Origin of the sequence: Acinetobacter sp. 'aerobic (ED)', assembly GCF_904886855.1 — a bacterium.
In the GTDB taxonomy this organism is placed as follows: Bacteria; Pseudomonadota; Gammaproteobacteria; order Pseudomonadales; family Moraxellaceae; genus Acinetobacter; species Acinetobacter courvalinii.
Window position 1 is genome coordinate 402051 of the sequence record NZ_CAJHGI010000002.1, and the last position, 26914, is coordinate 428964.

The following is a 26914-nucleotide window of genomic DNA, read 5'->3' on the forward strand; positions in this document are numbered from 1 at the left end:
GCTTTGTACTTGCACTCAGGTCAGATCAAGAAGCATGTTCCTGCTGCATACTATCGCTAAATGCCTGACAGCCTTTTTTCAATAAAATAAAGGCCAATACACAAGAGATCGTCCCGACAATCGATAAGGACGTGCCGACCATCAATGGATTTTCAAACACTTTATCGGTAATCAATGCCACCAATGTGGTACCAATCCCGACCGCAACCAGATTACTGATCAACAAGAATACTGCTGAGATTTGTGCACGTAACTGGTTTGGCGCCAGCATTTGCATGGCTGTGGTAGAAATCGGCATCGGGAATGAAGCAAAGAACATCGCAGGTACTAGAAACACCACCGATAGCCATAACTCATTCACTTGCGTAAACACCATGATCGGAATCACTAAACCGACAATCCCAATCACACCGGTGATCATCGGGGCATCCTTACGACCCTTCTGAATAAACCAGTCATTGAGCCAACCCGCACAAAATACGCCTAGAATATTAGCCACCAATAGCACACTACCGAGCATATAACCTGCTTCAGTCGGGGTTAATCCAAACTTACGCATATAAAATGCGGGTGACCAGCTGATCAGGCAATACAAGGCCATTGCATAAAAGGTAAAACCTAAATAATGGCATTTAAAGGTACGCCCATGCTTTTTGATAAACTTAAACGCATCCTTCATGCTGGTCTTTTCAACCTGCCCCTGCGCATTTAAACGCTGGCCTTTACGCTGCGGCTCTCTCACCGTCAACAACACCAGTAAACCGATAAATACCCCAGGCAGCCCCACAATAATAAATGCTGCTTGCCAAGCCTTGAGTGCACCAAATACCGGAACTATGATGCTGTCCATATTTTTCAGCAAGCCAATCACATAGCCACCGACCAAAAAAGCGATCCCACCGCCGACAAAGGAACCAATCGAATACACGGCGACAGCGCGTCCCAGCTTGTCCTTGCTAAACATATCGCTAAACATCGAATAAGCTGCGGGTGACAAAGCAGCCTCGCCGACACCGACGCCCATACGGCTTAAAAATAGTTGGATAAAATTCTTGCTCAGACCACAAAATGCGGTCGCAATACTCCAGAACACCACCCCGATGGCAATAATTTTTGGACGTGAAAACCGGTCCGCCAGATAGGCCAGCGGCAAGCCCATAAAGGCATAAAACAATGAAAAGGCCAAACCATGGAGTAGACTGAACTGGGTATCGGAAAGACCCAGATCGGCCTTGATCGGCTCAATCATCAGCGCCAGTATTTGCCGGTCGATAAATGAAAAGATATAGGCCAGCATGCACAGTAATACCACATACCAGGCGTATAGATTTGAGTGAGCACGTGCTGGCTCGGTTGAGTGCGTATCCATTTTGCTTCCTTGTCCATGTCATTGTTCTCATGTGTCTGCCTATTGAAGTATGTAATCACCAGAATTCATCTCCTTTTCTGGCTCAGCTTCAATAAGGTTAATTTCTCCCTCCTATAATTATTATTTTTACATGGAATTTTCCATAATATTTTAGGTATAAAGTTATACCTTTTTTACCCATTCAGCACGCAATATTATTCATTTGAAGGTAAAATCAGGATTTAAAACCAGTTCAAATGCTGCTAAGCGACTGAAAAAATAGCTGTTCTTTAAAGAAAAAAGTTAAATGTAGATTCAGCCCCAAAAGAAGAAATCTAAATTTATTTTAAAATGATATTGAATTTTACATTTATTTTTGTTTTAAAATAACACGAGATAATTAATTTTCAATGGAAATGAACATGGCGCTTAACAAAGAACAGGCAATCGAAAGCATCCATAGCATGCACGTCTTGATCGAAAAAATTTTTAGCGGCAAACACTCAGAACAAGACCTTCCCCAACTGATTGACTATTTTGCTGATCATTTTGAAATGGTCGGTGCGGCTGGTAAACGTATTTCTTTCGAACAAGTGAAAGGCCTATTTGCCAACAATCAGGGCAAGATGCCAGATATCCAGATTGAAATCTATGATGAACAGATCCTGATGCAAAAACCTGATGCGATCGTACTGACCTACACCGAAAAACATACCAAAGATTCAGGTATTCTGATCCGTCGTTCTTGTGCATTGATTGAAGAAATTGATGGCAAAATGTTGTGGAGTTATTTACAAGAAACCTTCTTGCCTTGAATTCAGACTGTGACGGGTTTAAACGCAATCATTGATGAGCAATCATCAAATATGGAGGTTGAACCGAAATCATTCATTTAATTTTTGTTCCAGCCACGCCATCAAATCGCGAGTGTTACGATTGCTCACTTTTTCTTTATTTGGGATGTAATAACATAGTTCGGACTGGATGGGTTTGGTCTGGTATTGCTGGAGCTGGTTCAGTTTCAGCAATCGGCTCATTAAGGTGGTAGAAGCAAACACAAATCCATTGCCAGCCAGTGCTTCCTGAATACCAAACAGCTCCTGATCAAAAGTTTTCACGATAATATTTGACGACGTTATGCCATTTAGTGCACACCATTCCTCCAAAGGTGGCGCAGCCAATGCCTTGTTTTTCCAGGTTGTGGTGAAAATCAGCATCGGTTCATCGCCAGCAGTAAGCAGATCAAGCTGTGCTCGGCCGAACAGATTAAATGTTTCGTAACGTATAATCTCGGAGGCAGGCACAGACGCAATATTGCCCAAGCGTACAGACAAATAATAAACTTGATTGTCCAAGCTCTCCCCTGTTGAAACCTCTACAGAAATCTCGGGGTGAATCAAAGAAAATTCATGCAGGGCTGGTATTAAAAGCAAAGCCGCTAAAGATGAAGTCGTGGCCACGTTCACCACATGACTTGCCAGACTGATCTGCTCTACTGCCTCCTCAATACTTCTAAATCCTGCTGAAATCTGCTTCGCGAATTTTGCACCGACTTCGGTGAGTACAATTTTTCTGACTTCGCGATGGAATAAATCAACGCTTAGCCGATGCTCAAGCTTGGCAACATGATGTGAAATCGCTGTCGGTGTCAGTGAAAGTTCCTCAGCCGCCAGTTTAAAACTACCTAAACGCGCGGCTGACTCAAATGCTTTTAATGCCTGTAGCGAAACCTGCATGAATCACTCCCATTGAAATACATAGATGAACCAAACTCATCTATAGCTGTAATTTATTCGTTTGTCTAGCGCTCTGTATCATTCCAGAATGGTGTCATCTTGAACGCAGTAGAGTCCGATCACATGAGTACCATTTTACATATCGATGCCAGTATCCGTGCGGCCAATAATCCCAACCCGAACCATAATTCCATTTCAAAGAATATTGCCCATCACTTTATCCAAACCTGGAAAACACGATATGCCATAGGTGAATATATTTATCGTGATGTCGGTATCAATCCACCGCCTTTTATTACTCAGGAGTGGATGGGAGCTGCATTTACCCCAGAACAAAATAGAACGGCGCAACAACATGACTTACTCAAGCTTTCTGATCAGTTGATTGCTGAAATTGTCGCTGCTGATCTCATCATTATTTCATCACCAATGTATAACTATGGCATGCCAGCTCAACTCAAAGCCTGGTTTGACCAAATTGCCCGGGTAAACAAGACCTTTGATTTTGATCTTACACGGGGTGATTTTCCTTTACAGCCAACCTTGTCTGGTAAAACCTTGCTGATTATCACCTCAAGTGGTGAATTTGGTTTTGAACAAGGTGGAATCAGAGCGCAGATGAACCATCTGGTGCCCCATCTGCACACCGTCAGCAAATATTTGGGAGTTGACAAAATTTATGAAATTGCCTCCGAATATCAGGAATTTGCGGATGATCGACATCGTCAGTCTGTCGCAGATGCTTATGCCAAAGCCGAACAGCTTGCGCTCGAACTGGGTCAGGAATTAGAGCTAATGATCGAAGCCAACGCTGTAGTCCTGAGCTAATCTGGCTTAGGTTGCATAGCCTATTATTTTTACTGAAGAATAAGGACTCCTCTCTCACCTTATTCTTCCGCAGTTCTACTGTGAACTTAAAAGATTCAAATCAAGGGTGTCAGGATAAGGGTAAAAGTATTTACATGAACTATAAATACTTATTGCAGCGATCAGCTAGAATTGAGCCTGACCCAGTGCTATCGGCAATTGCTCAATACACTGAATGTCGTTATCAATAGAGAAAACAGGATAGTTTTATGGACAAACCTATACTATGCCCGAAATGTGGTTCTACCGAAGTGGAAACACGTAATCATGACAAATTACTGAAAACTACAGGTGGTGTGTTACTGACAGCCGCAGGAACGACAGCAGGTACGGTCGGTGGTGCTGCAGGTGGTGCATCCATCGGTGCAGCAATTGGTACAGTGGCTGGTCCCTTAGGTGTGATTGTTGGCGGTACGGTCGGTACTTTTGTTGGCGCGATCAGTGCAGGGATCACAGGGGGCGTGATTGGCAATATGTTCGGGAAAAAGGCAGGTGTCATGGTCGACAAAAATATTTTTCAGGACTATCGCTGTCTGAAATGCAAATACCGTTTTAAGCAAAAAAAATAATATTTCATACCAGTGAACTCATTTGGAGGATCCGTGTTTAGACCAGTTCTCCAGATGCTTTCATTCAACTCGACAACAGTTGCTCATCCTTTTCCTTTATATCTCCCCTCCTGATCCACACTGTGCTTTCTGATTCTGCCATAGATTAATTTGCACATAAAAAAAATCCCAAGCTCTTGGGGAAGAACATGGGATTACGATATAGACATTCATCAAAGAAGCTTATCGTTAATGCGCTATTTATATCACGCTTTATTTTATAAATACATAATGCGTCACACAAACTATACATAACCGTCTATCTATTCCCGTTTTTATGGTTAGCGCTAATTTTCAACCCATACTGTCATGTACGAGATGCAAAATTTTAAATAACGTAGTGGATGCGATCTGCAAGTTAAAAATGAGTTCTTAAATAACACACAATAAAAAAAGGCCTCTTAGAAGCCTTTTGAAAAATTAGCAGAATAATCAGTATCTGATTAATCTATGCTTTTTAAATTTAACTATTCTTAAATTCATCACTTTCAAAATAGGATTTGATCTGTTCAGCAGAACTGGTTTTCAACTGATCCAGAATAATGCTCAGGTCACGTTCAAATGTAAACTCTGCCGGTATTTCTTCATGGATGGGTGGCAGCCTCTTTACCCCACCTTCTGTGATACGTTCAATAAATCCTGCTAACCACAGCACAAACTCATCTTTATTCTTATAGTTGGGGACTAAACTGACATCAATACAAATATGGTCTTTGGTCGGCCTGTCCTGAAAACCTTCCACAAAATCGATGTAGTTATACAATAATTTTAAGTCAGTATCTTTAAGTTCTTCACGTAACTGTTTAACAATGAAATTTAGGCAATCTTGCAGCGGAGCATGAAACTTTTTCTCCTCCTCAAAATGCCTGTAAATATTATCAGCGATACGCAAATACTGTGGCATGACGCTATCCTTGATGTTGTTATGTCCCACTGAGTATGGAACGAAAAGTTTAGTAGATTTGTAATGTTTTACAATGAAGATGTATTTTATATAAACTTTATATGAATAACGACAGTTTGGATAGCACCAAGTAAAATTTAAATCATAAATCTAAGTTACTGCCGATACTTTTGCGTTGGGCTTTCATAGGTGGTTTGCGCAACAGGCGAGACTCGCCAGATCGTATTGCCGACATCATCAGCGACTAAAAGTGCACCAGAAAAATCAATCGCCACTCCCACAGGACGACCATAAGCTTCGCCTTTCTCACTTAAGAAACCAGTCAGCACATCTTGCGGTTGACCCGAAGGCTGTCCATTTCGGAAAGGCACAAAAACGACTTTGTATCCACTATGCGGTTTTCGATTCCATGACCCATGCTGCCCAATGAATGCACCACCGCGATACTGTGGCATAAGTTCGGTCGCATAAAATGCCAAACCCAAAGATGCGGTATGATTACCCAAGGCATAGTCAGGTTTAAGTGCCCGCTTCACCAGCTCAGGATTTTGTGGCTTGACCCGTTTATCGACATGTTGGCCATAATAGCTATATGGCCAGCCATAAAACGCTCCCTCTTTCACTGAGGTCATATAATCTGGAACCAGATCACTACCGAGTTCATCCCGTTCATTAACCACTGTCCAGAGTTGTCCGCCCTGTAGTTGCCAACCCATGCCATTCGGATTACGCAGTCCAGTTGCATAAGGCCTTACTTTGGCAGTAGCAATATCATATTCCAGAATCTGTGCCCGTCCCTGTTCCTGATCCAGACCATTCTCCCCGGCATTACTATTCGAGCCGACAGTGATATAGAGTTTGCTTCCCTGTGGATTGGCAATTACATTTTTCGTCCAGTGATGATTGAGCTGACCGGCGGGTAAATCCAGCACCTTGGTGCCCTTCGCCGTGATTTGAGTGGCATCCTCCTGATAGGGATACCGCATCAGCGCATCGGTATTGGCCACATAAAGCATATTTCCTACCAAGGCCATGCCAAAGGGTGAGTTCAAATTCTGTAGAAAAACCATATTCTGATCTGCGATACCATCACCATTGGTATCCCGTAATAAGCGGATGCGGTTAGCGCTGGGTAATGATGAACCGGCACGTTTCATCACCATTTTCATGATTTTGCCACGAATACCCTTACTGTCTTCCGGTTTAGGCGGCGCATCGGTTTCTGCCACTAGCACGTCACCATTTGGCAATACATACAACCATCTTGGGTGATCCAGTCCACTGGCAAAAGCCTGAACTTTCAGCCCTTCAACCGTAGTGGGCATTTTGCCCTTCGGCCAGCCTTTGGCCGGAGCAATATTAACCGTCGGGATCAGGCTGGTTTGAGGTTTTGGTAAAATGGGCTGTGGGCCGAAACTATCGGCAATTGAATATTTTGAAGATGGCGTACAGCCTGAAAATATCAAAATCAGACCGGTTCCAGTCAGGGAGAAGATCAACCGTAAAGACATCAGAGATTTTCCTTGTTATTTTAATGACTACAGATAGCATAAGTTGATCTATAGGAGAGGTATAGCTGATTTGCTTAACAGATTGTCTCTAATGTAAATAAACTGTTTAAAGCATAGCTTAGCCGTTAAAATATAAATAAATAGTATGACAAGGAAAACACTATCACTATTATTTTAAGACCGCTTCAATATTCAGAAATTGACTTGATCTGGCAACAGATTAATCGGCGAGAACTGATCACCCAAAATTATGTCAAACAACAGACATTACAACTGGTGGACTGCTTTTATGATGTACAACATTGGGATGCTTACCATCTACAAAATGATCCGCCGAAATTAAAACAGCTCTACCATGAGCATGCCGCATTCATCGGAGCTTTTAACCTGCAAGCAAGACTGGTCGGCATTTGCGTGATCTCGAATCAACACATTCAAGATTACCCCGCAGCCAGACTTCTGCACTACTTTTATGTTGATGCCGATCAGCAAGGCCAAGGCATAGGTGCGCAACTCATGCAGGCAGCAAAAAACGCTGCAATAGAACTGGGTGGAAACGAGCTGTATATTTCTGCAACGCCTAGCAAACGAACCGTTGATTTTTATCTAAAACATGGCGCAGAACTATTGGATAAACCCGATCAGAAGCTATGGCAACTCGAGCCTGAAGATATTCATTTGCTATGCAAGATTTAAAGGGACTTAAGTAATCATGTTCTGCATGAATTTAAGCCAAAATATGATATGTGATTTACTCTAAACAGTCAGTTAAAAGTGTTTGTAGCACATCCAAAGTAACATTTTACCTATCGGGGTCAAACAGAATTAAGCCAAATCCTGCATCTAAGCCGCTGTAATTACTATTTTTAATGTGTGATCTGGTCTTTTTTCTCCATTTTATGCTGTTCCAAAATCGTGATGAATTGCCCTATTTTCCGCTATTTTTAATTTCATCATTTCGACTTATGCTGGAAATATAAATATGGATGAGACAAAGAGTCCCTCTACTTTTTTGAATTTTAGCATTCAGTAGATTGGAGCAGCGCATTGAGTAATAAATCATCGTCAAATATGGATGGAATACAATTTCCGATTCAATCTGGCAAAAACAAGCCCAGCACAACAGCCACCGCAAAGAATATCTTATATGCCGCACTGAAAAGTGTTGATTCACCTTATGCCTCAGAATTAACAGCCGAAAAGAACTGGAGAAAGAAATATCCGGTTTATTTTGAAGAACTAGTGAAAACAGGTATTCGTTCTGTTCAACATCCTCTACGGATTGCTCAACACGGGCTGGATACAGCGAAAAAGTCCTTTAATTTTCATCGTGCTGGTCAGCAAACTTCTTTAGAACAGGCGATGGCCGATTTTAAAGACCAGCCTTTTGAAAGCTATGTGCTCAAAGGAACAGGCGATCCTAGCATTGAACCCTGGTTTATTCCCTTTAAAGGGCAAAAACTGCAAGGCCAAGCCTTACTCAAGCAGATTGACTGCTGGGAACAGCAACACATTATCGAACCTAGTCATGCCAAAGCCCTACGCCTGTTACAGGCTCATCCCGAGTGGTTTGACTTGTCCTCACGTACCATGGTGCTCTTCGGTGCCGCCTCAGAAGCCGGGCCTTTAAGCTGGTTAGCAAAATGGCGTGCCAATATTGTCGCGATTGATTTACCGAATCCAAAAATCTGGCAAAGAATTACCAGCACCATTCAACAAGGCAATGCCACGCTTATTGCACCACAAATGACCTTGGAAAATGGTGAAAAGCAGCTCGGTGCAAATCTCCTGACTCAAACACCAGAGATTGCGAACTGGTTAACTACATTTGAGCAAAGTTTAGATCTGGCTGGGATTGCGTATCTGGATGGTGAAAAACATGTGCGTGTTTCAATCGCCATGATCAGCATCATGGAACAGGTCAGCCGTCAAAAAGTAGATAGCAGTATCATGTTTATGCTAACGCCTACTGATATTTACGCCATCCCAGCATCGGTTGTACAGTCGATCCAGCAAAAAATACAACAGCGTCCACTGCTTGAAAAGCTACTAACCAAATCGATTCATAATATTTCCTTAAGTCATTTTTTTAAGTCGAATATTGAGCAGCTGATTGAATCGGATAATGGCCAAAAATATGGCATTTCCGATTGTATGGTGATTGAGCAAGGACCTAACTATGCCCTCGCGAAACGCCTGCAACAGTGGTTTGCCATTTGTAGCCGCGCGCGTGGTCAAAAAACAGTGATCAATATTGCGCCCTCTACCACCACCCATTCGGTGGTGAAGAATCCAATCCTGAAAGCGGCTTTTTCAGGTGCAGATCTGTTTAAGGTCGAAACCTTTAGTCCTGAAACCACAAATGCGATTATGGCAGCGCTCTGGGTACATGATTTAAATAATCCAGAGAGTGCGACCAATCCTGAAACACAGCTCGAACATCCTTTACAGCTGATTATGGAAAATGCCAATCATGGCGGTTTGTGGCATGTCCCTTATTTAGCAAGAACTGCACTCCCCTTTGCTGCGGCTTATGGCTGGGTGAGAGAGAAGTTTTAGTTTATTTTAATAGAATAATATAACTTCTTGATTTTATTGCTTTAGTAAATAACCAAACTTAAAAAGAGAGCTGATAAAGGCTCTCTTTTTTATGAGTTTTATATTTATGATGAACTTCAAAAACCGAATACAATAAAATTTCAATTTAAAGCTGATTTTCAATTAAATGAGATGAGCAATATTATCAAGTTCAGGATCTACTTTTGATGCATTCGAGCAGCCAGTGAAAGATAAAGCAATGATTACAACCAAAATAAACCTTCTCATTTTAAACCCCTTATAGCTTAAATAGAGTTCATTGATAAAATCAACAACCCAACCTATCCACCTTAAAACTGAAATAAAATTAGCATAGTAAATTAATGAACAATTGACACTAATCTCCACCATTCATCATTTCATGCCAGATTGTAGTTAAAACTTAAAGCTTCCCTATATAGTTATGTAAATTGTGATCTATTCACAACTTGATATCTTTAGCGCATAATTTTCTGACTAAAGCTTCTCAACCTGCACAAGATCCAACTGTCCCCAAACAAGCAGTGATGGGTTAGTCTCTGTAGCTCAAAATAAAGGGGCCAATATTCATTATATTATCAATGACAAATCGGATTATCCCAGCGTCTATTCAGCTAACATTGACAAGATTGTGAATGCCGTTAAAAAAGCTATGCCGACAATACCTTAGAACATATTTATTTAAACCATCAAAAACCCACTCTTAACGAGTGAGTTTTTTGACTACTTCTACCTCCAAATTCATCTTTTTATTATTTTTAGTCCTTTGCCTAAGTTATTCCAATGTAATTAAAACACAATGCATAGCCTATAAAGTTTAGATAATCCACATCAAGCCAGTGAACAGAAATCTTATTCAGCTATTTTGTGTTTGCTATCAGCTTTGGTGAACTGCTTTTCTTCAGCCCATCCCATACCTAAATAACCAAGTTATTGTTGATAGACTTTTTTCCCATTAAAAATAGTCCACACCACTTTTGTTTCAGCCAACTGTGCCGGTGAAACTTTAAAAATATCTCGATCAACTAAAATCATATCGGCTTTTTTGCCTGGTTCGAGCGAGCCAATGCTTTTATCTAAATACAGCGCTTTAGCTGAATTAATCGTATAAGCCTTAAATACAGAATCTCGATCAATCGCTTCGGCCGGGTTTAAAACATCCCCTTCAATTCCTTTTCTTGTGATTGCAGTCGCCATAGCAATAAAAGGATTAGCTGTTGAAACGGGTGCATCGCTTGCACCTGCAATTGTTGCACCGTTAACCAGTAAAGAATGTGCAGGATACATCCCCTTAAAAGAAGCAGCATCAATATAAGGTTTTACCAATTCTTTATTAAAACTGTCTTCATAGGCCCATGCCAACTGCATAGAAGCAATCACATTATTTTGTTTAAAACGCTTATAGTCTTTCGGATCTACGAGCTGGAGATGAGTAATGCTATGAGGAACATTGCTCTGACGCTTTGACCGCGCATATTCAATTGCATTCAAGGATTCCTGTACAGCCCTATCTCCCACTGCATGAATATGAACCAGCATATTCCGCTTGTCAGCTTCATCTACAACTAACTTAAAAGTAGTTGGATCAAATAACAAAGTCCCTTGCTTATGACTATTAGAATAACGTCCCAATAATGCAGCAGATTGAGCTGGGAACTCTAATACGCCGTCCGCAAATACTTTGACACCGATGAGATTAAAATTATCTATATTTTGATATTTGCGATTGATTGATTCAATGATGTTAAACACTTGTGGCGTACTTTTCGAGTTGATGACATGCAACCCAGAAACTCGCGCAGTTAATTCTCCTTTCTGAGATAATTCTTTATACATCGGAATCATCCCGAGTGTTTGTTCTGTATTTTTAATATTGGTAATTCCCTTATTGGGACTGGCATTTGCAGCAATATCCATCCACGCGGTAATGCCTAAACGATTATAGTATTGGATCGCTTCTTTAGAACCTTTATAAAGCAGTTCATGGGACACAGAGGGAATTTTATCACTCACCATATCCCAGCCAGAATCGATCACAAATCCAGTAGGCTCAAATTTTTCATCATGGGCAATATTTTGCTGATCTTCGGGACTTAATTGCTGGATAAAATTCGCATCTATACCTGCTTTTTTGAGGAGCGCTTGATTCGCCCATGCCGTATGGTGATCGCTACCGACTAGTGCAATTGGGCGATTTTTCCATTCATTATTATTAAATACATTGGAGAGTTGATCAGACAATTCCCAATATTCTGACGACAAGCCATTTAAAAAAAGCACATCTCCAGCAACACCCGTACCATCCAGACTCGATTGTCTAAGTTTTGCTTCTACTCTGGAAACATCGATGCTTGTATCGTCTCGATCCATGGTGGCTAATACGGCTTCCACGCCGGAAGCTAAAGCATGAATATGGCTATCAATTAAACCTGGCATCAAAACTTTATTTTCAAGATCAATAATTTTTGTATTGCTATCCGCAATTTTTTTAATTTCTTGATTATTACCTACTTTTATAATAGTCCCATCATGGGCAATTGCGATAGCTTGCTGAAAAGAATCCTTATCTTTAGCGGTATAAATTTTTCCATTCATATAAATAGTTTCCGCACCACTATTTTCAGCCCTATCATTGTCTTTGCATCCCAAATTTATAAAGAGCAAACCCAGGCTGAATACTAAAAATCCTTTTTTAAATCTCATACTTCACTCCAAAACATAATTTAAATTCTAATAATCGTTTTCCAATCTTCTTGTAGATGTAGTTAAATCAAGTCTTTTAAGCACTTAGGTCCATTGATTAACTACGGTTTGCCTAATATCAATCGCTTTAGATGCTTCAATACCATGCTGAGTACTATCCTTTACAAGCTTCATTTCAATATGGGGCATGCTCTTTAACTTTGAGCCAAACATTACAATTTTTATTTTTAAGTTTTCCATAACTTAATCTCCATCTGGTAATGGATAAACTAATTTTTAAGTTTATTGAAAGCTATAAAGAGAATAGAAAAAAAACCGCTTTACGCGTTTTTTGTCCGAAAACCGGACAAAATAAATTTAATATTGAGTCATTATTAATATAATTCAGTTATTGCGCTTCACATCAATGCTCATAGATCAGAAGAAGGGCGAGACCGCCTCCATTTTTTGATATTTTATCTCTATTCATTGCAACCGATCACCAAGAACGGTAAAGCGTATATTCCAATAATTATAGCCAGAGAAGGTAAAAACAAGGTCAAATCATTTCAGATGGTATCGGACAAACTGGCAAATAAAAAGCCCTTAAACATTGAGTTTAAAGGCTTTTTTTACATTCAGTCGAACATCTCTGAATTAAATTTTGGTGGAGATGCCATTAGTTAAATTCTACAAATAAAGCATTGTTTTATTTGTAGAAAATCCCACATTTTTCCAATTTTTCCTTTATCGTTTTAACCTACTTTTATGTTGGCTTCACTTAAATAAGCTTTCTTTGAAGTCTTATTCCATAAACACAGCTCTTGACCAATTTTGTTTTTCATATGTGCTTGAGGATATTTCCCTTGAATCAACAGTGCAGAATATCCGACACGATCATCAAACAACATGACGTTGCTCACTGCCTTGACATTTTTAAGTTGACTGGCTTTTATACACGCCGCTTTGATTTCCTGATCATGTTTGTTCCATGCTTGCTCCGAGCTGGCAAAAGTCACACTTGTGATAACTGAACTTGCTATGAAACCGAAAACAGAAAGATATTTTAAAAATATACGATGCTTCAATGCCATGATCATTGTCCTATTAATTCGAGTATCTGGTTCTATACTGAAACAATGTTATGAGAGAAGCCAGTAAGTTATACATAGTGTAACGGCACATATGCAAGCTTACACATTTCGGTGGGTAGCCCTCACTCCTACCTAGATAAATATTATGATTTGCTGCATGAATGAACCTAATGCACAACCACGCATATTTCACAACATATTCACACTTCAGATTTTAAGCTATAAAAAAATGAAAAGGTTTGTGAATATGAAATTTCTAAGAGCCGTAACCGTATCCACACTGACCCTATTATCCTTGGCTGCCTGTAAAAGCTTACCCAGTTACAGCGCTGACTATGATAAGGCCAATAAAGAAATTTCAGGCGTTGAATTAAATGATGAGCAAGCCCAGCTTATCGGTCGACGTTTTGTATCAGCATTCAATACCATGGGTACGGTTGCTTTTATCGAAAATGCCAGCCAACTCTATGCAGATCATCTATACATTAATGATACGCTGTCGCAGTTCTCTACCAAAAAAGAATTGATCAAACATTTTGAAGGAATGAACGAACACGTCAGCAATGTCTCTGTCACATTAATAAGTGCAACGCATCGACAAGATTCTGCCTATATCCATTGGCATATGGTATATGACTTCAAAATGTTGGGGCGTAAAAAAACCATGTCTTCTTATGGTATTAGTCAAATTAAGATCGATGAAAAAGGCTTAATTGTCTTTCAACAAGATTATTGGGACCCCGCGAATGGCTTGTTCCGATCTTTACCTTATGTCGGGAATGCTTACGCTTTACTTTTACCCTTTAAGAAACCTTAAAAATCAAACAAATAAAGCGTAGTAGCACATAATTATACAAGCTTAAGTCTGTTGAATATGAAATATATAGCCTAGAAATCGTTGAGGTTGGAAATGCATAATCACTTAACAAAAGCTGGACTCGGCCTCTTCTGTTTTATCGCATCTTTAAGCCAGGTTCATGCAAATACGCAACTATGTCAAACGGCTCCCCTACTGGTCACAGCAAAAAAGGTCGGTTCGGTAAGCTATTATGCCGATGATTGTCAGCAAAACTGGGAAACTCAAAATATTCGTTTAGATTTTTTCTATCAACGGGATATTCCTGAATGGGCATTCAAAAAAGCGGCCACTTACTTTCTAAGAAAGAATGTGGCCAATTTTTCAGATCAATCCGTATTAAATCAAATTACAATGCTGTACCAGCCCGTCAAAAAGGGAGATCTTTATTCATTGAATTATACGCAATCCAGCAGTACCCTGAGCCTGCGTTTAAATCAAAAAAAATTAGGTTCGATCACTAATCCTCAGGCAAATCAATATTTTAAAATTTGGTTTGGTGATTCACCATTTAATGCTAAATTGAAACAACAATTACTTCATCAATAACTTGAATATAAATATGAGCAGTCAATTTGTCCTAATGGTGGAAGATCACTATGAACTTGCTGCCACCGTATGCGAGTTTTTAGAAGAACATGGTTTTATTGTTGATCATGCCCGTAACTTGAATTCGGCAAGAAATTTTTTATTAGCCCAGCCTTATCATCTGCTATTACTGGATATTAATTTACCTGATGGCTCGGGCTATGATTTATGTGAATGGCTCAGAGCAGAAGGCAAAGATATGCCTATCCTTATGTTAACTGCACGGGATACGCTGAATGATAAGTTAAAAGGTTTTACTGCTGGCACCGATGACTATTTAGTTAAGCCTTTTGATTTCAATGAATTGGTGATGCGTATTCGTGCATTGATCAAACGTTCTCGTGGCGAGGTAACCACCACTAAATTCCAAATTCATGATCTGATTTTAGACAGTTCAACGCAGACTATAACCCGTGCAGGCCAAACAATTGACCTCCCCCGAATACAATTTAAATTACTTAAAATCTTGATGAGAAACTCGCCAAAAGTGATTACCAAACAAGAAATCATTATCGAGCTCTGGGGGGATGAAGAGCCTGAGAGTGATGCCTTACGCAGTCATATCTATAACCTTAGGAAAATGATCGATAAACCGTTTCAGCAAAAACTGATTCATACCATCTCGGGTGTGGGCTTAAAAATAGCTTTAGATACTGAGCCTGGCTAATTCAGATAAACCACCACAATCAGACCTGTCGTTTTTTCTAATTGCAGATCAGGGTGCGTACTTAAGTAGTATTGGCGGTCGAATAATTCAACTCTCCATCCCAACTGAGCACATAACTTCCTGACAAGCTGCAAACCGATACCGTGACCTTTGGGAGTGAGTTGGAGCTGTGAACTTAATTGTTGTACTTTAAGGTCATCAGGCATTGTAATGCCAATCCCGTTATCCGCGATAACCACACTGTTCTGACGTTGAATAATATGAATTTTCGTACCTTGCGAATAATTTAATGCATTACGAAGTATATTGCTCAGGACCATTTTCGTCATTGATGGATAGATCATTTTTGCTGAGTCTGGAGTCTCAACCTGAACACAGATCTCAATTTCCTGACTACGGTTAAAAGGCTCTAAATCGCTAACCAGATCCTGAATAAGAGGAGATAAAGGCAAATATTCGGCCGTTAAGGTACTGGTGTTATTTCTTGCGATCGCCAATAAGGTATCGACCAGTAATTGCATATCTTCGATGGTATTGGCAATACGATCCAAAGCCTTACTCTGCCCATAACGTGCCTGACAAAGCTGTACATTGCCTTTCAGAATGGTTAAAGGCGTGCGCAGTTCATGACTGACATCTCCGGTAAATTCCCTTTCCCTATTAATAAACTCGCTCAACACCTGATGATAGCGTTCAAGTGCCCGCTTTAAATACTCGGCTTCCAGATTGCCATTGGTATAGATGTCCTGAAACGGCGATGCTGCTGCATTTTGATGTGCCCAGTCAATATCCTCCAAGGCATTTGCCAAACGGGTAATGGGTGAGAAATACCGTTTGGCCCGGCGATTTGACCACCATAAAATACTGTACAGCACAATTAAGCTGAACATTAACGGGGCCAAACCAAACAGCCAGACGATCTTGTTGACATTACTTTCACCGAACACCAGTAATACGTGTTGTCCGTTACGTTCGCCGTAAACTGTCATCCTATTTTTTCCATCGACAAACACGCGATGAACGCCCTGCTCCAAATGCTGATTCCGGAAAGCAGGTGGAGGCATCGCGGTTTGCCACCGGTAACCATACAAATTTTTAGTATCCGGTAAATCAGCTTTCGGATTACGCTCAACGCGCATCCAATAGTGTTCCATCTCCTGCTCAAGGGCAGTTTTGAGTAAAGAACCTTTAATCACCCATGTACTACAGGCAATACCAATAATGATAGATAACGCAATCAGCCCAATTTGCAACCAATAATGGCGGTTAAACATCTCGCTCAGCGGATGATTATCCTCACCATTTTTATTCTGTCTAAACATAGGCTGATCTACTTGGCGTTGTTTTTAAATTATACGTTTTTCTTTTTAAACAGGAAGTGCCCCACAACCCACTCCTGCCCCTGCTCAAACCCAAACAGTTCAGCACATGCCATAAAGAAAATACGCCAACGTTGCCACCAGATCCCCGCTTCTTGAGCATAAACCTCATCAAAAAGTGGCTTGAGCTGTTGCTCATGGCGATCCATATTGTCTAACCAGGCATTGGCTGTTTTTTCATAATGTATGCCGGACCACTGCCAATGCTGTGCCAACTCCAGATGATCTTGAAAATGCAGGAAAGTAGAACTTGCAGGCATCAATCCGCCGGTAAAAAAGTAACGTGACATCCAGTCATATTCACTTTTTATTTCAAATGGATAATGCAGGAATCTATGACAGAAGATATGACACCACAACATACCATCAGCTTTTAGCCAGGATTGGATTTTCTCAAAAAGTCGTTGATAATTTCGAACATGTTCAAACATTTCAACTGAAACCACACGATCAAATGTCTGTGGTTTTAATTCAAGTACATTGACATCACAGGTCACGATCTCAACATTCCTGAGCCCACGCTTTGCTGCTTCAGACAAAATATAGTGTCGCTGAGTGCTGGAATTAGAAACTGCAGTGATGTGCGAGTCAGGATAGTGTTCTGCCATCCATAATGTAAATGAGCCCCAACCACAACCCAGTTCCAGAATATGTTGTCCATTTTTCAGTTGTGCCCGCTCACTATAAATTTGTAGGGCAAGCGCTTCTGCCTCATCTAATGTGGTTTGGTCGTTTGCAAAAAAACATGCACTATACTTGAGATGTTTACCCAGTACGGCCTGAAAAAATGCTGTCGGTAATTCATAGTGCTGTTCATTGGCCTTGTCTGTTTCAATGGCGATTGCGCTATGCTTGAGCATATGCAATACATCCATATAGCGTTGAGCCCCTTGTTCAGGATCATAACGCCCTTCCTGAATCAGACGCTTTTTACTTAACGAGCGAATTGCAGCACGAATTGCCGGGTCTGGCACCAGACCACTTTCTACAAGTTTTAATGATTTTTGAATAATAAAGTCCATGTGCGTACCTACTCTTTGGGTTTCCACGGAATAAACATCGAAGTTCTTTTTTGATAATCGAGATAATTTTGTCCCCGATTTTTTAATGCCTGCTGTTCGCTGAATGGAATTCCGGTAATGTAATACAGAAAAAACCACATCAACACAGGATAAATCCATAAGCTATATAAGCCTGCTGCGATACCGATGACTGGATATGCAAACCAATGCAACCACTCAAAGAAATAATTGGGATGACGTGAGTAACGCCATAATCCCTGATCCATGGTTTTGCCACGATTCTGGATGTTTTGTTTAAACCGATAGAGTTGCTGGTCTGCAACCACTTCACCAATAAATGCAAACCCCATAATCAAACCGGCAATGATCAGATAATCTGTTGTTTCAGCTAACCAGATAGAACTGGGTACATTTAATAAACTCCACATGGGAACCGTAAATAATATGGCCAGACCCGCTTGAAAGATAAAGAAAGCAAGAAAACCTAAGTGCTGGAATTTACCCATGGCCTCACGCATATTGGCATAACGGCGATCTTCTTCGTACTCCACGGCATAGCGACGAAACAGGTGTAGACTCAAACGCAAGAACCAGACGGAGCTGAAAACACCAATAAACCATCTGACCTGCGTCGGCGCGACATCAATATACCAAGCCGTGATCACGATGTTGATGAAAATACAGAAGCTCCAGGCCACATCAACGATGCCTGCCCGACGATTATAGCTTGCCCAAAACCAGCAAATGGTCATCACGACGGCATCAAGTAAAAACAATTGCAACAACATCACTGCCTCCCTGATCTATCCCAAAGACTCAATAAGGGCTTGCTTCAAATAACAGGTGAACATCACTAATCACTCCCTCTTTAAATCCTCCCTCGCAATAACACAAATAAAAGTCCCACATGCGAATAAACGTCTCATCAAAACCTAAAGCAAGAACCTCTGCTCTTGCATTTAAAAAACGTTCGCGCCATTGATGAATGGTTTCTGCATAGCTGGATCCGATATCTTCAAGATGCTTCAATCTTAATTTCTGTTCTGAAGCGGCTTGTGTCAGGACACTGATGCTGGGAATAAAACTTCCAGGGAAAATATAACGTTTTATATAATCTACAGTCTGAAGTGCTTTTTTATAACGGGCATCTTCAATCGTAATGGCCTGAATCAGGCCTAGACCATGGGGTTTTAATAGTGATCGGCATTGACTGAAATAGGTTGGAAGATATTGCTCACCCACCGCTTCAATCATTTCAATTGATACCAGTTTGTCGAATTTACCCTGTAGTAAACGATAGTCTTTAAGCTGTACATCTACGCGATGACTTAAACCGGCATCGGCAATCCGTTGTTTCGCCTCCTCATACTGAGCCTGAGAAATCGTAATTGTGGTCACCCGACAGCCATAGTGCTGGGCAGCATAAATCGCAAAGCCACCCCAGCCACTTCCGATTTCCACCAAGTGATCCATGGATTTTAATTGCAATTTTTCACAAATCAGCTCCTTCTTATAATCTGAAGCCTGCTCTAAAGTCATTTCTTTATGTTGATAAACTGCACTGGAATACATCATGGATGAATCCAGAAATAGCTTAAAAAAATCATTGCTGAGATCATAATGCTCGGCAATATTTTGACGACTCCCCGCCACGGAATTTTTCCGGCTTTTGTACCACGCCTTTAAAATCAGCTGACTCGCCTGTGAAATCACATTTTGATTGATCTTATCGAGAACATCGCGGTTTCTTGCCAATATCTGGATCGTTTCAACCAGATGCTCACTACTCCAATATCCCAGCATAAAAGCTTCAGCCGCACCAAGCACTCCGTTTTTAAAAATAAGATCAATTAATTTCTTATTATGAACAGTTATAGTTGCTTCAAGGTCCGAGGCTTCCCCAACCGTACCACGCCATTCGCCCCGAAAATGAATCTGGCCATGACGAAGTTTAAGCAGGCTTCGAAGCACCAATGGCAGGGAATCTTGTTCCCCTAAAATAAGTGTTTTCATCATTTTATTGTAAATCCTTATCTTTTTTAGGGTGTCGATAAAATGGAACCTTCTTTCGCCACAGATGAAATGCCTGGATATAAATTGAAGCTAACATCTTGAAAGGTTCGAAGAGATGATTAATAGCATAATGATTGAGTTGTGAAGGAAGTGTGATGTGTGTTAACGAAAACTGCATGGTTGCATCAAAAATCAATTTGTCTGAATGATACAGCTGCATATAAATGACATTTTGCGTATCTGAAAAGTTGAATCGCCATGCGTAATGGATATCCATCGGCATAAATGGAGACACATGAAAACTTTTCTCGAATTTAAATTCATACCCCTGATAAGAGCCATGTTGTTGTAACTTTTCCTGACAATCATGAACATACACCTTCCGTTCATTCCAAGGCGTATTGGTAATTTCACTTAATATAAATACGGGTTGTTTTTGTCGGTTAAATACGAAGTAAAAGATGACAGAATTGAAGCTAAAGCCCATCGTTCTGGGTAAAGCCAATACACGGATTTCAGATTGTTCGGGCAACTTTACATGGGCGTGCTGGAGTACAATTTTATTTATTTTTTCTCGAATGCTTCCGGTATAACCCTTTAAAAAATCATTTTCATAAAGGTTCAGCACACTCCAGTGTGATGTTGAACATAACCATGAATGCTCAAGCTGTTCATGCATACGATCAGGATCAAAACACAAATAGCTAAGCATAGATTGAAAATCATGCACCTTCGGATGAAACCGTCGATGTCTAATCTGGGCTTTTGCAATGGAGAGCGGAGCTGCAAGCATGTGAGTTCCCCTGTTTATTCATCAATACCAGATAAAGCTTCTACGACAAGTTCAGCACTTTTAGCACCGTCCTCATGAAAGCCCCAGCCCCAATAGGCACCGCAAAAAGAACTTCGATTTTTGCCATTTAATTCTTTCCAGCGCGATTGTGCCTCAAGTGCATGTTTATTAAACACAGGATGCCGATAATGTCGCTCAATATAAATCTTGTCTTTGGCAATCGAAGTATTCGGATTCAGGGTAGAGAAAATCTGAGTTTTGCACTTTAAATTCTGCAAGCGATTCATCCAGTAGGTAAAACCATAATGGGCCTTCGCACTCTGTGACTGTGGTTCAGTTGAAGATTGAGGTGTGACATGGACATGCCAGCTTGCCCACTGGGAACGTGCTTTGGGCATAATGGACTGATCGTTATGCACAACCATATAATTATCTTGATAGTTAAAACATCCTAAGATTTCACGCTCTATATCTGAAGCATCACTCAACAGTCTTAAAGTGTCATCCGCATGGGTAGCAAAAATAACCCAGTCAAAAATCTCCTTATCCTGATCAGTGATTATCGTGACCGTGTGCGCTTCACGTACTACATTCTGAACACCTGCTTTTTTCCAAATGATCGATGGACATGCTTTTTGAATTGCTCGGATATAAGAAGCTGAGCCACCTTTGACCGTTTGCCATTGCGGTCTGTCTTTTATTTGCAACATCCGGTGATGTTGAAAAAAACTTACCACGAATTTATAGGGAATATTCCCTACCTGATCGACAGGGCTTGACCAAAGCGCACCGCACATCGGATATAAATGTTCCTCTCTAAAGACCTTTGAATAACCATGAAGATCCAAATATGCTTCAATCGATAGATCAGCGCCCTGCTCTTCGATATCAATCTCTTTATTTTCTCGATAAAATCGGAATAAATCCGATAGCATTACCCGAAAGTTTTGATTGATAAAATTTTGTGGCCGAACCAGTAATGACCATTTTTTTGAAGGATTGTACAGTAGTCCTGTCACTTGATTATTCACAGAAAAACTCATATCACTTTGCTGCGTGCTTACTCCCAACTCTCTCAGCATTGCACTGAATAAGGGATAATTAACGCCGTTAAAAACAATAAATCCGCTATCAACAGCGACATTTTGATGATCAATCCACAACGCATGGGTGTCGGTATGTCCACCAAAATAATTTTCTTTTTCAAACAAAGTGACCTCATGCTCTTGCGAGAGTTTCCATGCCGCATATAGCCCTGCGATACCAGAGCCAACAATTGCAATTTTCATGAGGATTCCTTACTCTGAATTTTTACTGGATTGATTTTAAGAATGTGTTTAGTTTTTTTATATATCTTAGGAGGTACAGGCTTTATACCCCAGACCAGACCACACCAGGACATAAGCTTTAAACCATAATAAGTCATATCAATTTGCCACCAAAAAAAACCTTGTCTGGCACTACCTGCATAATAATGATGGTTATTGTGCCAACCCTCCCCTAAAGTGAGGATTGATAAAAAAAGGTTATTACGACTGTTATCTGGTGTATCAAAATCTCTGCTGCCATATAAATGCGCAAGCGAATTAATGCATAAGGTTGCATGAATCAAGAGTACAGTTGATATAACGAATCCCCAGACCAATAGTTGCGGTCCAGAGGTCCCAAAACTGGGATGGGATACAGCCAACCATTCGCCCAATAAATAAATGATAAAGGCAGTTATTAGCACCACTGGCAAACTAAAACGATCTAGCCAGACAATCTCCGGAAACTTGAGCCAGTCCTTAATCGCATCCTTACGGGTTAAAACGTTCTGTTCATTTAAAAACCAGCCGATATGGCTATACCAGAAACCGTGTGTAGATGAATGAGGATCCTGTGCCGTATCGGTAAAACGATGATGATAACGATGATGTGCAGCCCACCATAATGGTCCTCGCTGTGCACTCATTGTCCCTATAAGCAAAAATATAAATTGTACTGGTCGTGAGGTTTGAAAAGTTTTATGGGATAAATAACGATGAAAAAATGCGGTAATTGCAAACATTCTCACCAGATAAAAGGTCAGCATAAAAATGACAGCGAACCAAGAAATGCCCACCCAGAATACTGCGAAGCAAGCAAGATGTAATAAGATAAAAGGAAGAATTCTCACCCATTGGATTTTCGTATCTTTATTGATATGAGGACCTGACCCTTCTTTTAATCTAGAAGCGTTATTTAAGGACCAACTATCCACCCATCCCAGAAAAAACTTAAACATTGATTCTTCCTGACCCATCTTTTTTTATATTTATCATTGTAGAAAATTCGATATGAAGTTTATGTGAAGCCTAATTTATAATTATTCATCTTAATACAAAACTATTAAAAACATAGGCTTATCTTGCAACTATTTTTCTAGCTGAAAATAAAAAGCTCAGACCAGAGATATAATGGGTCAAAGTTATAAAATGAAATAAATCATTGATCAAATTTTTTAAATTCTTTTGAAAGTTGAGATAAAGTCTTTATCTGCTTTCCATAACGGCGGCATGAACGGCAGGTCAATAAATGCAGCTGTAAATTGCTCTGCTCTCGCAACAACAATGCCCTATCTTGCTTTTCAGATAACAGTTGCGTGGCTTGACGACAGGTCAACATGAGCAATCCTCCTGCAATAACCATTTATTTTCTAGGCATTCTCGCAGTCGAGTTCGGCTGCGATACATCAGTACATTAAAATGTGACACTGTCAGTTCAAGCTTCTCACATATTTCACTGGAATTTACTTCAATCACTTCGCGCAGCATGAATACTTGTGCATATTTGGCAGGTAAATGATTAAGACAGGCATCAAAAATAATCCAGAAATCTTGTTGTTCCATCATTTCTTCTGGACCTAACCAGGCGTGTGGAGCTTCATATTTATGCCAATGACCTGAAGCATCAAATAAGGCATCAATGCTGAGTTCACTTTCCTCATCTTTAAAGAGCTCACTCATACTGACCAATCGTGATTTTTGCCTGATCAGATCAATGATCTTATTTTTTAAAATTGCAAAAACCCAAGTTTTAAAAGCAGCACGGCCTGTAAAAGAATCTAAGTGTTGAAATGCGCTTGCCAATGCTTCCTGCACGACGTCTTCTGCCTGTGGCAATGATGAAAGCTGTAGAACAGCAAATTTAATCATTTGTTGTCTTAGATCTTGCAAAAAAGCAGGATTATGCACCTGATCTAAAAATCGCTCATTGTGATGTGCTGAAGCAGAACTCATCCCGGTATCTCATCATTATTATGGGGAACATGTATTAATCTTAACCGAGTTAATAAAGCTTTTAACTCACAAAGTTGTATTTGAAGCTCTTGCAGAGATAAATCAGGCAGCAAGGATTTAATCCCATGCTCTAAATCGAGTTGCATCCATCCTTTTTGACTGAGTTGTTCTATCAATACAGCAAATAAAGGCGATAAAACTTCAAATCGTACTCGATCCAACTCATCTCGCCAGACCATAATTGCACTGGGTATGGGTTCTACCAAAGCGGGTGTCATTGCGGTTGTCCATTGATAAACCGGATATTGATAAGCCAACACCCAGATTTGCGTCGTTAATTGCCAATCATGATCCTGAGCCAAAACTGGAGATTCAATTTCTACGGTGTCTAGATATAATTCTAACCACTCATACTGTAATAACTCGGCTAACCATGGATATTGCTGTAATACCGGATGCTGCTGTGCGTTGAGATATTCTCTAAACTGCAAGGAAATGTCATTGTAGAAGGGCGACTGGGATTGTGATTTCTCGAAAAACTCTACCAATAATTGCTGCCATTGCTGTTTTGTTAACATCGCCTGTGCGACAGGAAAAACCAAATTAATAAATGAACATACATTATTAAATAGCAAATCACGATAGACCTGCATGCGATTTACAGCAAAGTTTTGTGGTGGCTGTAATTCTGGATTACGAATCCAATCACAAAACTGTCGTTGCGTTGTGTGAAAGGATATTTGTTTTGCCTTCATCGTGACTCCCCTGTTGCTGCATGATTTTGATTTGGCTCAACTCACTTTGTAATTGTGCCCAAGATGGAATATTAAAATCACGTTCCAGTAAGGTCGGCTTAACCCCACAAACTTGGTAGCTATATTGCAGGATCTGCCAAACCGGATCACTAATTGCAGCACCATGCGTATCAATCAATAGATTTTTTTCCACTTGTTCATGACCTGCGACATGCAAGTAACGAATCCGATCTTTAGGCATTGCGTCAATAAAAGCATAAGCATCACCGCCATGATTAATACTATTCACATAGACATTATTAACGTCTAGCAGCAATTCACAATCTGCTTTTAACAACACTTCACGTATAAATTCAGCTTCACGCATTTCTGCGTTCGGCATCAAATAAGTGGAAACATTTTCAATAACCAGTCTTCTGCCTAAAATATCCTGTATCTGTAAAATACGCTCTGCCACATAATTTACAGCAGCTTCAGTCATTGGAATCGGTAATAAATCATATAAATAGCCACCATCATGGGTATAACTCAAATGCTCTGAATAAGTCATGACCTGATAGCGTTGCAAAAAAACCTTAATTTGCTGAATAAATTCAAGATTAAGGGGATGAGGCCCTCCAATCGATAAAGATAGTCCATGACAGATTAAGGGAGCTTTCTCCACACATTGAGCTAAAAGTTTGGCATGCCGACCACCAAAACCCATCCAGTTTTCAGGAGCAACTTCGATAAAATCCGGATGGATTTCAGCATTAAAAAAAGCATCAATAAACTCTCTTCTTAAGCCTAGACCTACACCAGCCAATTCAGTCATAGTGAAACTCCTATGATTAGAATGATGCCGATCCAAGTTCTAGACCGACATCATGCATGATTGATGGGATTATTTGGCGCCACACTTACCATCAGCGACTTTTTTATCTGCGCCACACTTTGCATCTGCTGCTTTTTTTGCTGCACCACATTTCGCGTCTGCTGCTTTTTTTGCTGCACCGCATTTGGCCTCAGCAGATTTTTGCTGTTGTCTGGCTTTATTGGCGCCACATTTGGCTTCACCACATTTTCCATCAGCAGCTTTGCTTGCATGGGCCTCTGTCGTCGTTGTCGTTGCTGCAACAGCCACTTGGGTTACGCCAACGACAGATAATGCCAATAATGCTGCAACTGATGTCATCGAATTAAGTTTGCTCATTTTTCTATTCCTTTTTAAGGTAAATACTCGTTTTGTACAGAGGTACATAAAGTTAGACGGCGCAACTCTCAATTTATTACAGTGCAAATAAAAAAAGTTTTTGTAAGAAACTGAACCCTCACCCGACTAATGATTATTCAATCTCATCCGGTGTGAAGTTATCATGAAGAACTTTTTGCATTCTCTCCCTCAGCACTATCAAAACATTTGTACTATCCTTCAACATACAGATGGCATCGCAGCACTTGCCTTGCGTTGTTATTTAACGCCTATTTTTTGGATGGCTGGCACAAATAAGCTGATACATTTTCAAGATACAGTGGAATGGTTTGGTAACCCAGATTGGGGGTTAGCCATGCCCTTTCCCTATCTTATGGCGGCTTTGGCAACGTCAGCTGAGATCGCAGGTGCCGTTCTACTGGCACTCGGTTTATTCACTCGCTTTATAAGTATTCCGTTGATCATCACCATGCTCGTCGCCATTTTCACTGTCCATTTGCCAAATGGCTGGCAAGCGATTGCCGATTCACATGCGCCTTTTGCCAATGCTCAAGTATTGGCCTCAGCTGAGAAATTAGAAAAAGCCCGGGAAATTTTAATGACCTATGGCAATTATGATTGGCTCACATCTAGCGGTTCATTCGTGGTTCTGAATAATGGTGTTGAATTTGCGGTGACGTATTTAATTATGCTGATTGCGCTAATGGTACTGGGTGGAGGCCGATATTTCAGTTTAGATTATTGGGTTAAATCAAAGCTTCAAAGCTATTAATACATAGAAATTTTTTAGGTGAAAAACTTGTAATTGTAACCATCATGCTTATGGATGCATGAAAATAGAGATGGGAAAATTACAGACAAACTGAACCTGTCAAAAGCCCCTTCAATAAAAAAGCCACTTAAAATAAGTGGCTTTTTTATAAAGAATTTTGGTGGAGATGGCGTCAGTTGAACTAGAGAAATAACACTCTGTTATATATAGGTTTTACTTTCATACAACTCAAATTTACCCAATTTTGACCCTTTGCCTTTCAGACTAACCTGAGTATGGGGTAAGTCGGG

Annotated in this window: 28 protein-coding genes; 9 read left to right on the forward strand and 19 right to left on the reverse strand. The window is 40.3% G+C overall.

The window, feature by feature from the left end; translation table 11 throughout:
* Window positions 1-25 precede the first annotated feature (25 nt).
* On the reverse strand, window positions 26-1369 hold the full coding sequence (locus JO943_RS05385; RefSeq protein WP_005284157.1) for a spinster family MFS transporter: 1344 nt from the start codon (window positions 1367-1369) through the stop codon (window positions 26-28).
* A 401-nt stretch (window positions 1370-1770) separates the two neighbouring features.
* Between JO943_RS05385 and JO943_RS05390 the strand changes: the two genes are divergently transcribed.
* Window positions 1771-2163, forward strand: coding sequence for a hypothetical protein (locus JO943_RS05390; protein WP_032867740.1), 393 nt, complete (start codon window positions 1771-1773; stop codon window positions 2161-2163).
* 69 nt (window positions 2164-2232) lie between these two features.
* On the opposite strand, the gene JO943_RS05395 is transcribed toward JO943_RS05390, so the two are convergent.
* Window positions 2233-3084 (reverse strand): LysR family transcriptional regulator, encoded by an 852-nt coding sequence (locus JO943_RS05395; protein ID WP_202740184.1) that lies wholly within the window; start codon window positions 3082-3084, stop codon window positions 2233-2235.
* Window positions 3085-3207: 123 nt separating this feature from the next.
* On the opposite strand from JO943_RS05395, the gene JO943_RS05400 reads away from it, so the two are divergent.
* Together JO943_RS05400 and JO943_RS05405 are read left to right on the forward strand one after the other, a co-directional pair.
* On the forward strand, window positions 3208-3912 hold the full coding sequence (locus JO943_RS05400) for an FMN-dependent NADH-azoreductase (RefSeq protein WP_202740185.1): 705 nt from the start codon (window positions 3208-3210) through the stop codon (window positions 3910-3912).
* Window positions 3913-4160: 248 nt separating this feature from the next.
* Window positions 4161-4520, forward strand: a complete 360-nt coding sequence (locus tag JO943_RS05405) for a hypothetical protein (RefSeq protein ID WP_005229164.1) — start codon at window positions 4161-4163, stop codon at window positions 4518-4520.
* Window positions 4521-5022: 502 nt separating this feature from the next.
* On the opposite strand, the gene JO943_RS05410 is transcribed toward JO943_RS05405, so the two are convergent.
* The gene (locus tag JO943_RS05410) at window positions 5023-5463 is read right to left on the reverse strand and encodes a hypothetical protein (protein WP_005229162.1); all 441 of its coding nucleotides are present in this window, start codon (window positions 5461-5463) and stop codon (window positions 5023-5025) included.
* 155 nt (window positions 5464-5618) lie between these two features.
* Window positions 5619-6974: a PQQ-dependent sugar dehydrogenase gene (locus JO943_RS05415; protein WP_202740186.1), complete on the reverse strand. Its 1356-nt coding sequence runs from the start codon at window positions 6972-6974 to the stop codon at window positions 5619-5621.
* 168 nt (window positions 6975-7142) lie between these two features.
* Between JO943_RS05415 and JO943_RS05420 the strand changes: the two genes are divergently transcribed.
* Together JO943_RS05420 and JO943_RS05425 are read left to right on the forward strand one after the other, a co-directional pair.
* Complete coding sequence (locus JO943_RS05420) at window positions 7143-7670, forward strand: GNAT family N-acetyltransferase (protein WP_202740281.1); 528 nt, start codon at window positions 7143-7145, stop codon at window positions 7668-7670.
* Window positions 7671-8021: 351 nt separating this feature from the next.
* Window positions 8022-9533 (forward strand): hypothetical protein, encoded by a 1512-nt coding sequence (locus JO943_RS05425; protein ID WP_202740187.1) that lies wholly within the window; start codon window positions 8022-8024, stop codon window positions 9531-9533.
* 948 nt (window positions 9534-10481) lie between these two features.
* Here the strand turns inward: JO943_RS05425 and JO943_RS05430 are convergent.
* The 3 genes from JO943_RS05430 to JO943_RS05440 all read right to left on the reverse strand — a co-directional run bounded on the left by JO943_RS05430 (window position 10482) and on the right by JO943_RS05440 (window position 13327).
* On the reverse strand, window positions 10482-12254 hold the full coding sequence (locus JO943_RS05430) for an amidohydrolase (protein WP_032871823.1): 1773 nt from the start codon (window positions 12252-12254) through the stop codon (window positions 10482-10484).
* 84 nt (window positions 12255-12338) lie between these two features.
* On the reverse strand, window positions 12339-12494 hold the full coding sequence (locus JO943_RS05435; protein ID WP_005229153.1) for a hypothetical protein: 156 nt from the start codon (window positions 12492-12494) through the stop codon (window positions 12339-12341).
* A gap of 494 nt (window positions 12495-12988) precedes the next feature.
* Window positions 12989-13327: a hypothetical protein gene (locus tag JO943_RS05440; protein WP_005229152.1), complete on the reverse strand. Its 339-nt coding sequence runs from the start codon at window positions 13325-13327 to the stop codon at window positions 12989-12991.
* Window positions 13328-13574: 247 nt separating this feature from the next.
* Here JO943_RS05440 and JO943_RS05445 point away from each other — a divergent pair, with 247 nt between their 5' ends.
* The 3 genes from JO943_RS05445 (at window position 13575) to JO943_RS05455 (ending at window position 15438) form a co-directional block, all read left to right on the forward strand.
* Window positions 13575-14144, forward strand: a complete 570-nt coding sequence (locus tag JO943_RS05445; protein WP_005229150.1) for a nuclear transport factor 2 family protein — start codon at window positions 13575-13577, stop codon at window positions 14142-14144.
* 93 nt (window positions 14145-14237) lie between these two features.
* A complete protein-coding gene (locus JO943_RS05450; protein WP_005229148.1) occupies window positions 14238-14732 on the forward strand; it encodes a chalcone isomerase family protein in 495 nt (164 codons plus the stop codon).
* A 13-nt stretch (window positions 14733-14745) separates the two neighbouring features.
* A complete protein-coding gene (locus tag JO943_RS05455; RefSeq protein ID WP_005229146.1) occupies window positions 14746-15438 on the forward strand; it encodes a response regulator transcription factor in 693 nt (230 codons plus the stop codon).
* On the opposite strand, the gene JO943_RS05460 is transcribed toward JO943_RS05455, so the two are convergent.
* From JO943_RS05460 to JO943_RS05515, 12 genes are all read right to left on the reverse strand, one after another.
* A complete protein-coding gene (locus JO943_RS05460; protein WP_005229144.1) occupies window positions 15435-16760 on the reverse strand; it encodes a sensor histidine kinase in 1326 nt (441 codons plus the stop codon). The two genes, JO943_RS05455 and JO943_RS05460, sit on opposite strands and share 4 nt — an antisense overlap.
* A 29-nt stretch (window positions 16761-16789) precedes the next feature.
* On the reverse strand, window positions 16790-17839 hold the full coding sequence (locus tag JO943_RS05465) for an SAM-dependent methyltransferase (protein ID WP_005229142.1): 1050 nt from the start codon (window positions 17837-17839) through the stop codon (window positions 16790-16792).
* Between the two features lie 8 nt (window positions 17840-17847).
* Window positions 17848-18627 carry a DUF1295 domain-containing protein gene (locus JO943_RS05470; protein ID WP_005229141.1) on the reverse strand — a complete coding sequence of 260 codons (780 nt, stop codon included), beginning with the start codon at window positions 18625-18627 and terminating at the stop codon, window positions 17848-17850.
* 28 nt (window positions 18628-18655) lie between these two features.
* The gene (locus JO943_RS05475; RefSeq protein ID WP_005229139.1) at window positions 18656-19855 is read right to left on the reverse strand and encodes an SAM-dependent methyltransferase; all 1200 of its coding nucleotides are present in this window, start codon (window positions 19853-19855) and stop codon (window positions 18656-18658) included.
* 1 nt (window position 19856) lies between these two features.
* Window positions 19857-20645 carry a DUF1365 domain-containing protein gene (locus JO943_RS05480; protein WP_005229137.1) on the reverse strand — a complete coding sequence of 263 codons (789 nt, stop codon included), beginning with the start codon at window positions 20643-20645 and terminating at the stop codon, window positions 19857-19859.
* Window positions 20646-20659: 14 nt separating this feature from the next.
* A complete protein-coding gene (locus tag JO943_RS05485) occupies window positions 20660-21934 on the reverse strand; it encodes an NAD(P)/FAD-dependent oxidoreductase (protein WP_005229135.1) in 1275 nt (424 codons plus the stop codon).
* Window positions 21931-22911: an acyl-CoA desaturase gene (locus tag JO943_RS05490; RefSeq protein WP_202740188.1), complete on the reverse strand. Its 981-nt coding sequence runs from the start codon at window positions 22909-22911 to the stop codon at window positions 21931-21933. Before JO943_RS05490 ends, JO943_RS05485 begins: the two co-directional genes overlap by 4 nt.
* Window positions 22912-23111: 200 nt before the next feature.
* On the reverse strand, window positions 23112-23291 hold the full coding sequence (locus JO943_RS05495; protein ID WP_005229125.1) for a zf-HC2 domain-containing protein: 180 nt from the start codon (window positions 23289-23291) through the stop codon (window positions 23112-23114).
* On the reverse strand, window positions 23285-23905 hold the full coding sequence (locus JO943_RS05500) for an RNA polymerase factor sigma-70 (protein ID WP_202740189.1): 621 nt from the start codon (window positions 23903-23905) through the stop codon (window positions 23285-23287). Before JO943_RS05500 ends, JO943_RS05495 begins: the two co-directional genes overlap by 7 nt.
* Window positions 23902-24660 (reverse strand): DUF2063 domain-containing protein, encoded by a 759-nt coding sequence (locus JO943_RS05505; protein ID WP_005229121.1) that lies wholly within the window; start codon window positions 24658-24660, stop codon window positions 23902-23904. The genes JO943_RS05500 and JO943_RS05505 overlap by 4 nt, the downstream gene beginning before the upstream one ends.
* Window positions 24611-25474 carry a DUF692 domain-containing protein gene (locus tag JO943_RS05510; protein WP_202740190.1) on the reverse strand — a complete coding sequence of 288 codons (864 nt, stop codon included), beginning with the start codon at window positions 25472-25474 and terminating at the stop codon, window positions 24611-24613. The genes JO943_RS05505 and JO943_RS05510 overlap by 50 nt, the downstream gene beginning before the upstream one ends.
* A gap of 69 nt (window positions 25475-25543) precedes the next feature.
* Window positions 25544-25852, reverse strand: a complete 309-nt coding sequence (locus JO943_RS05515; RefSeq protein WP_005229117.1) for a hypothetical protein — start codon at window positions 25850-25852, stop codon at window positions 25544-25546.
* A 163-nt stretch (window positions 25853-26015) separates the two neighbouring features.
* On the opposite strand from JO943_RS05515, the gene JO943_RS05520 reads away from it, so the two are divergent.
* On the forward strand, window positions 26016-26624 hold the full coding sequence (locus JO943_RS05520) for a DoxX family protein (RefSeq protein WP_202740191.1): 609 nt from the start codon (window positions 26016-26018) through the stop codon (window positions 26622-26624).
* Window positions 26625-26914: the final 290 nt, after the last annotated feature.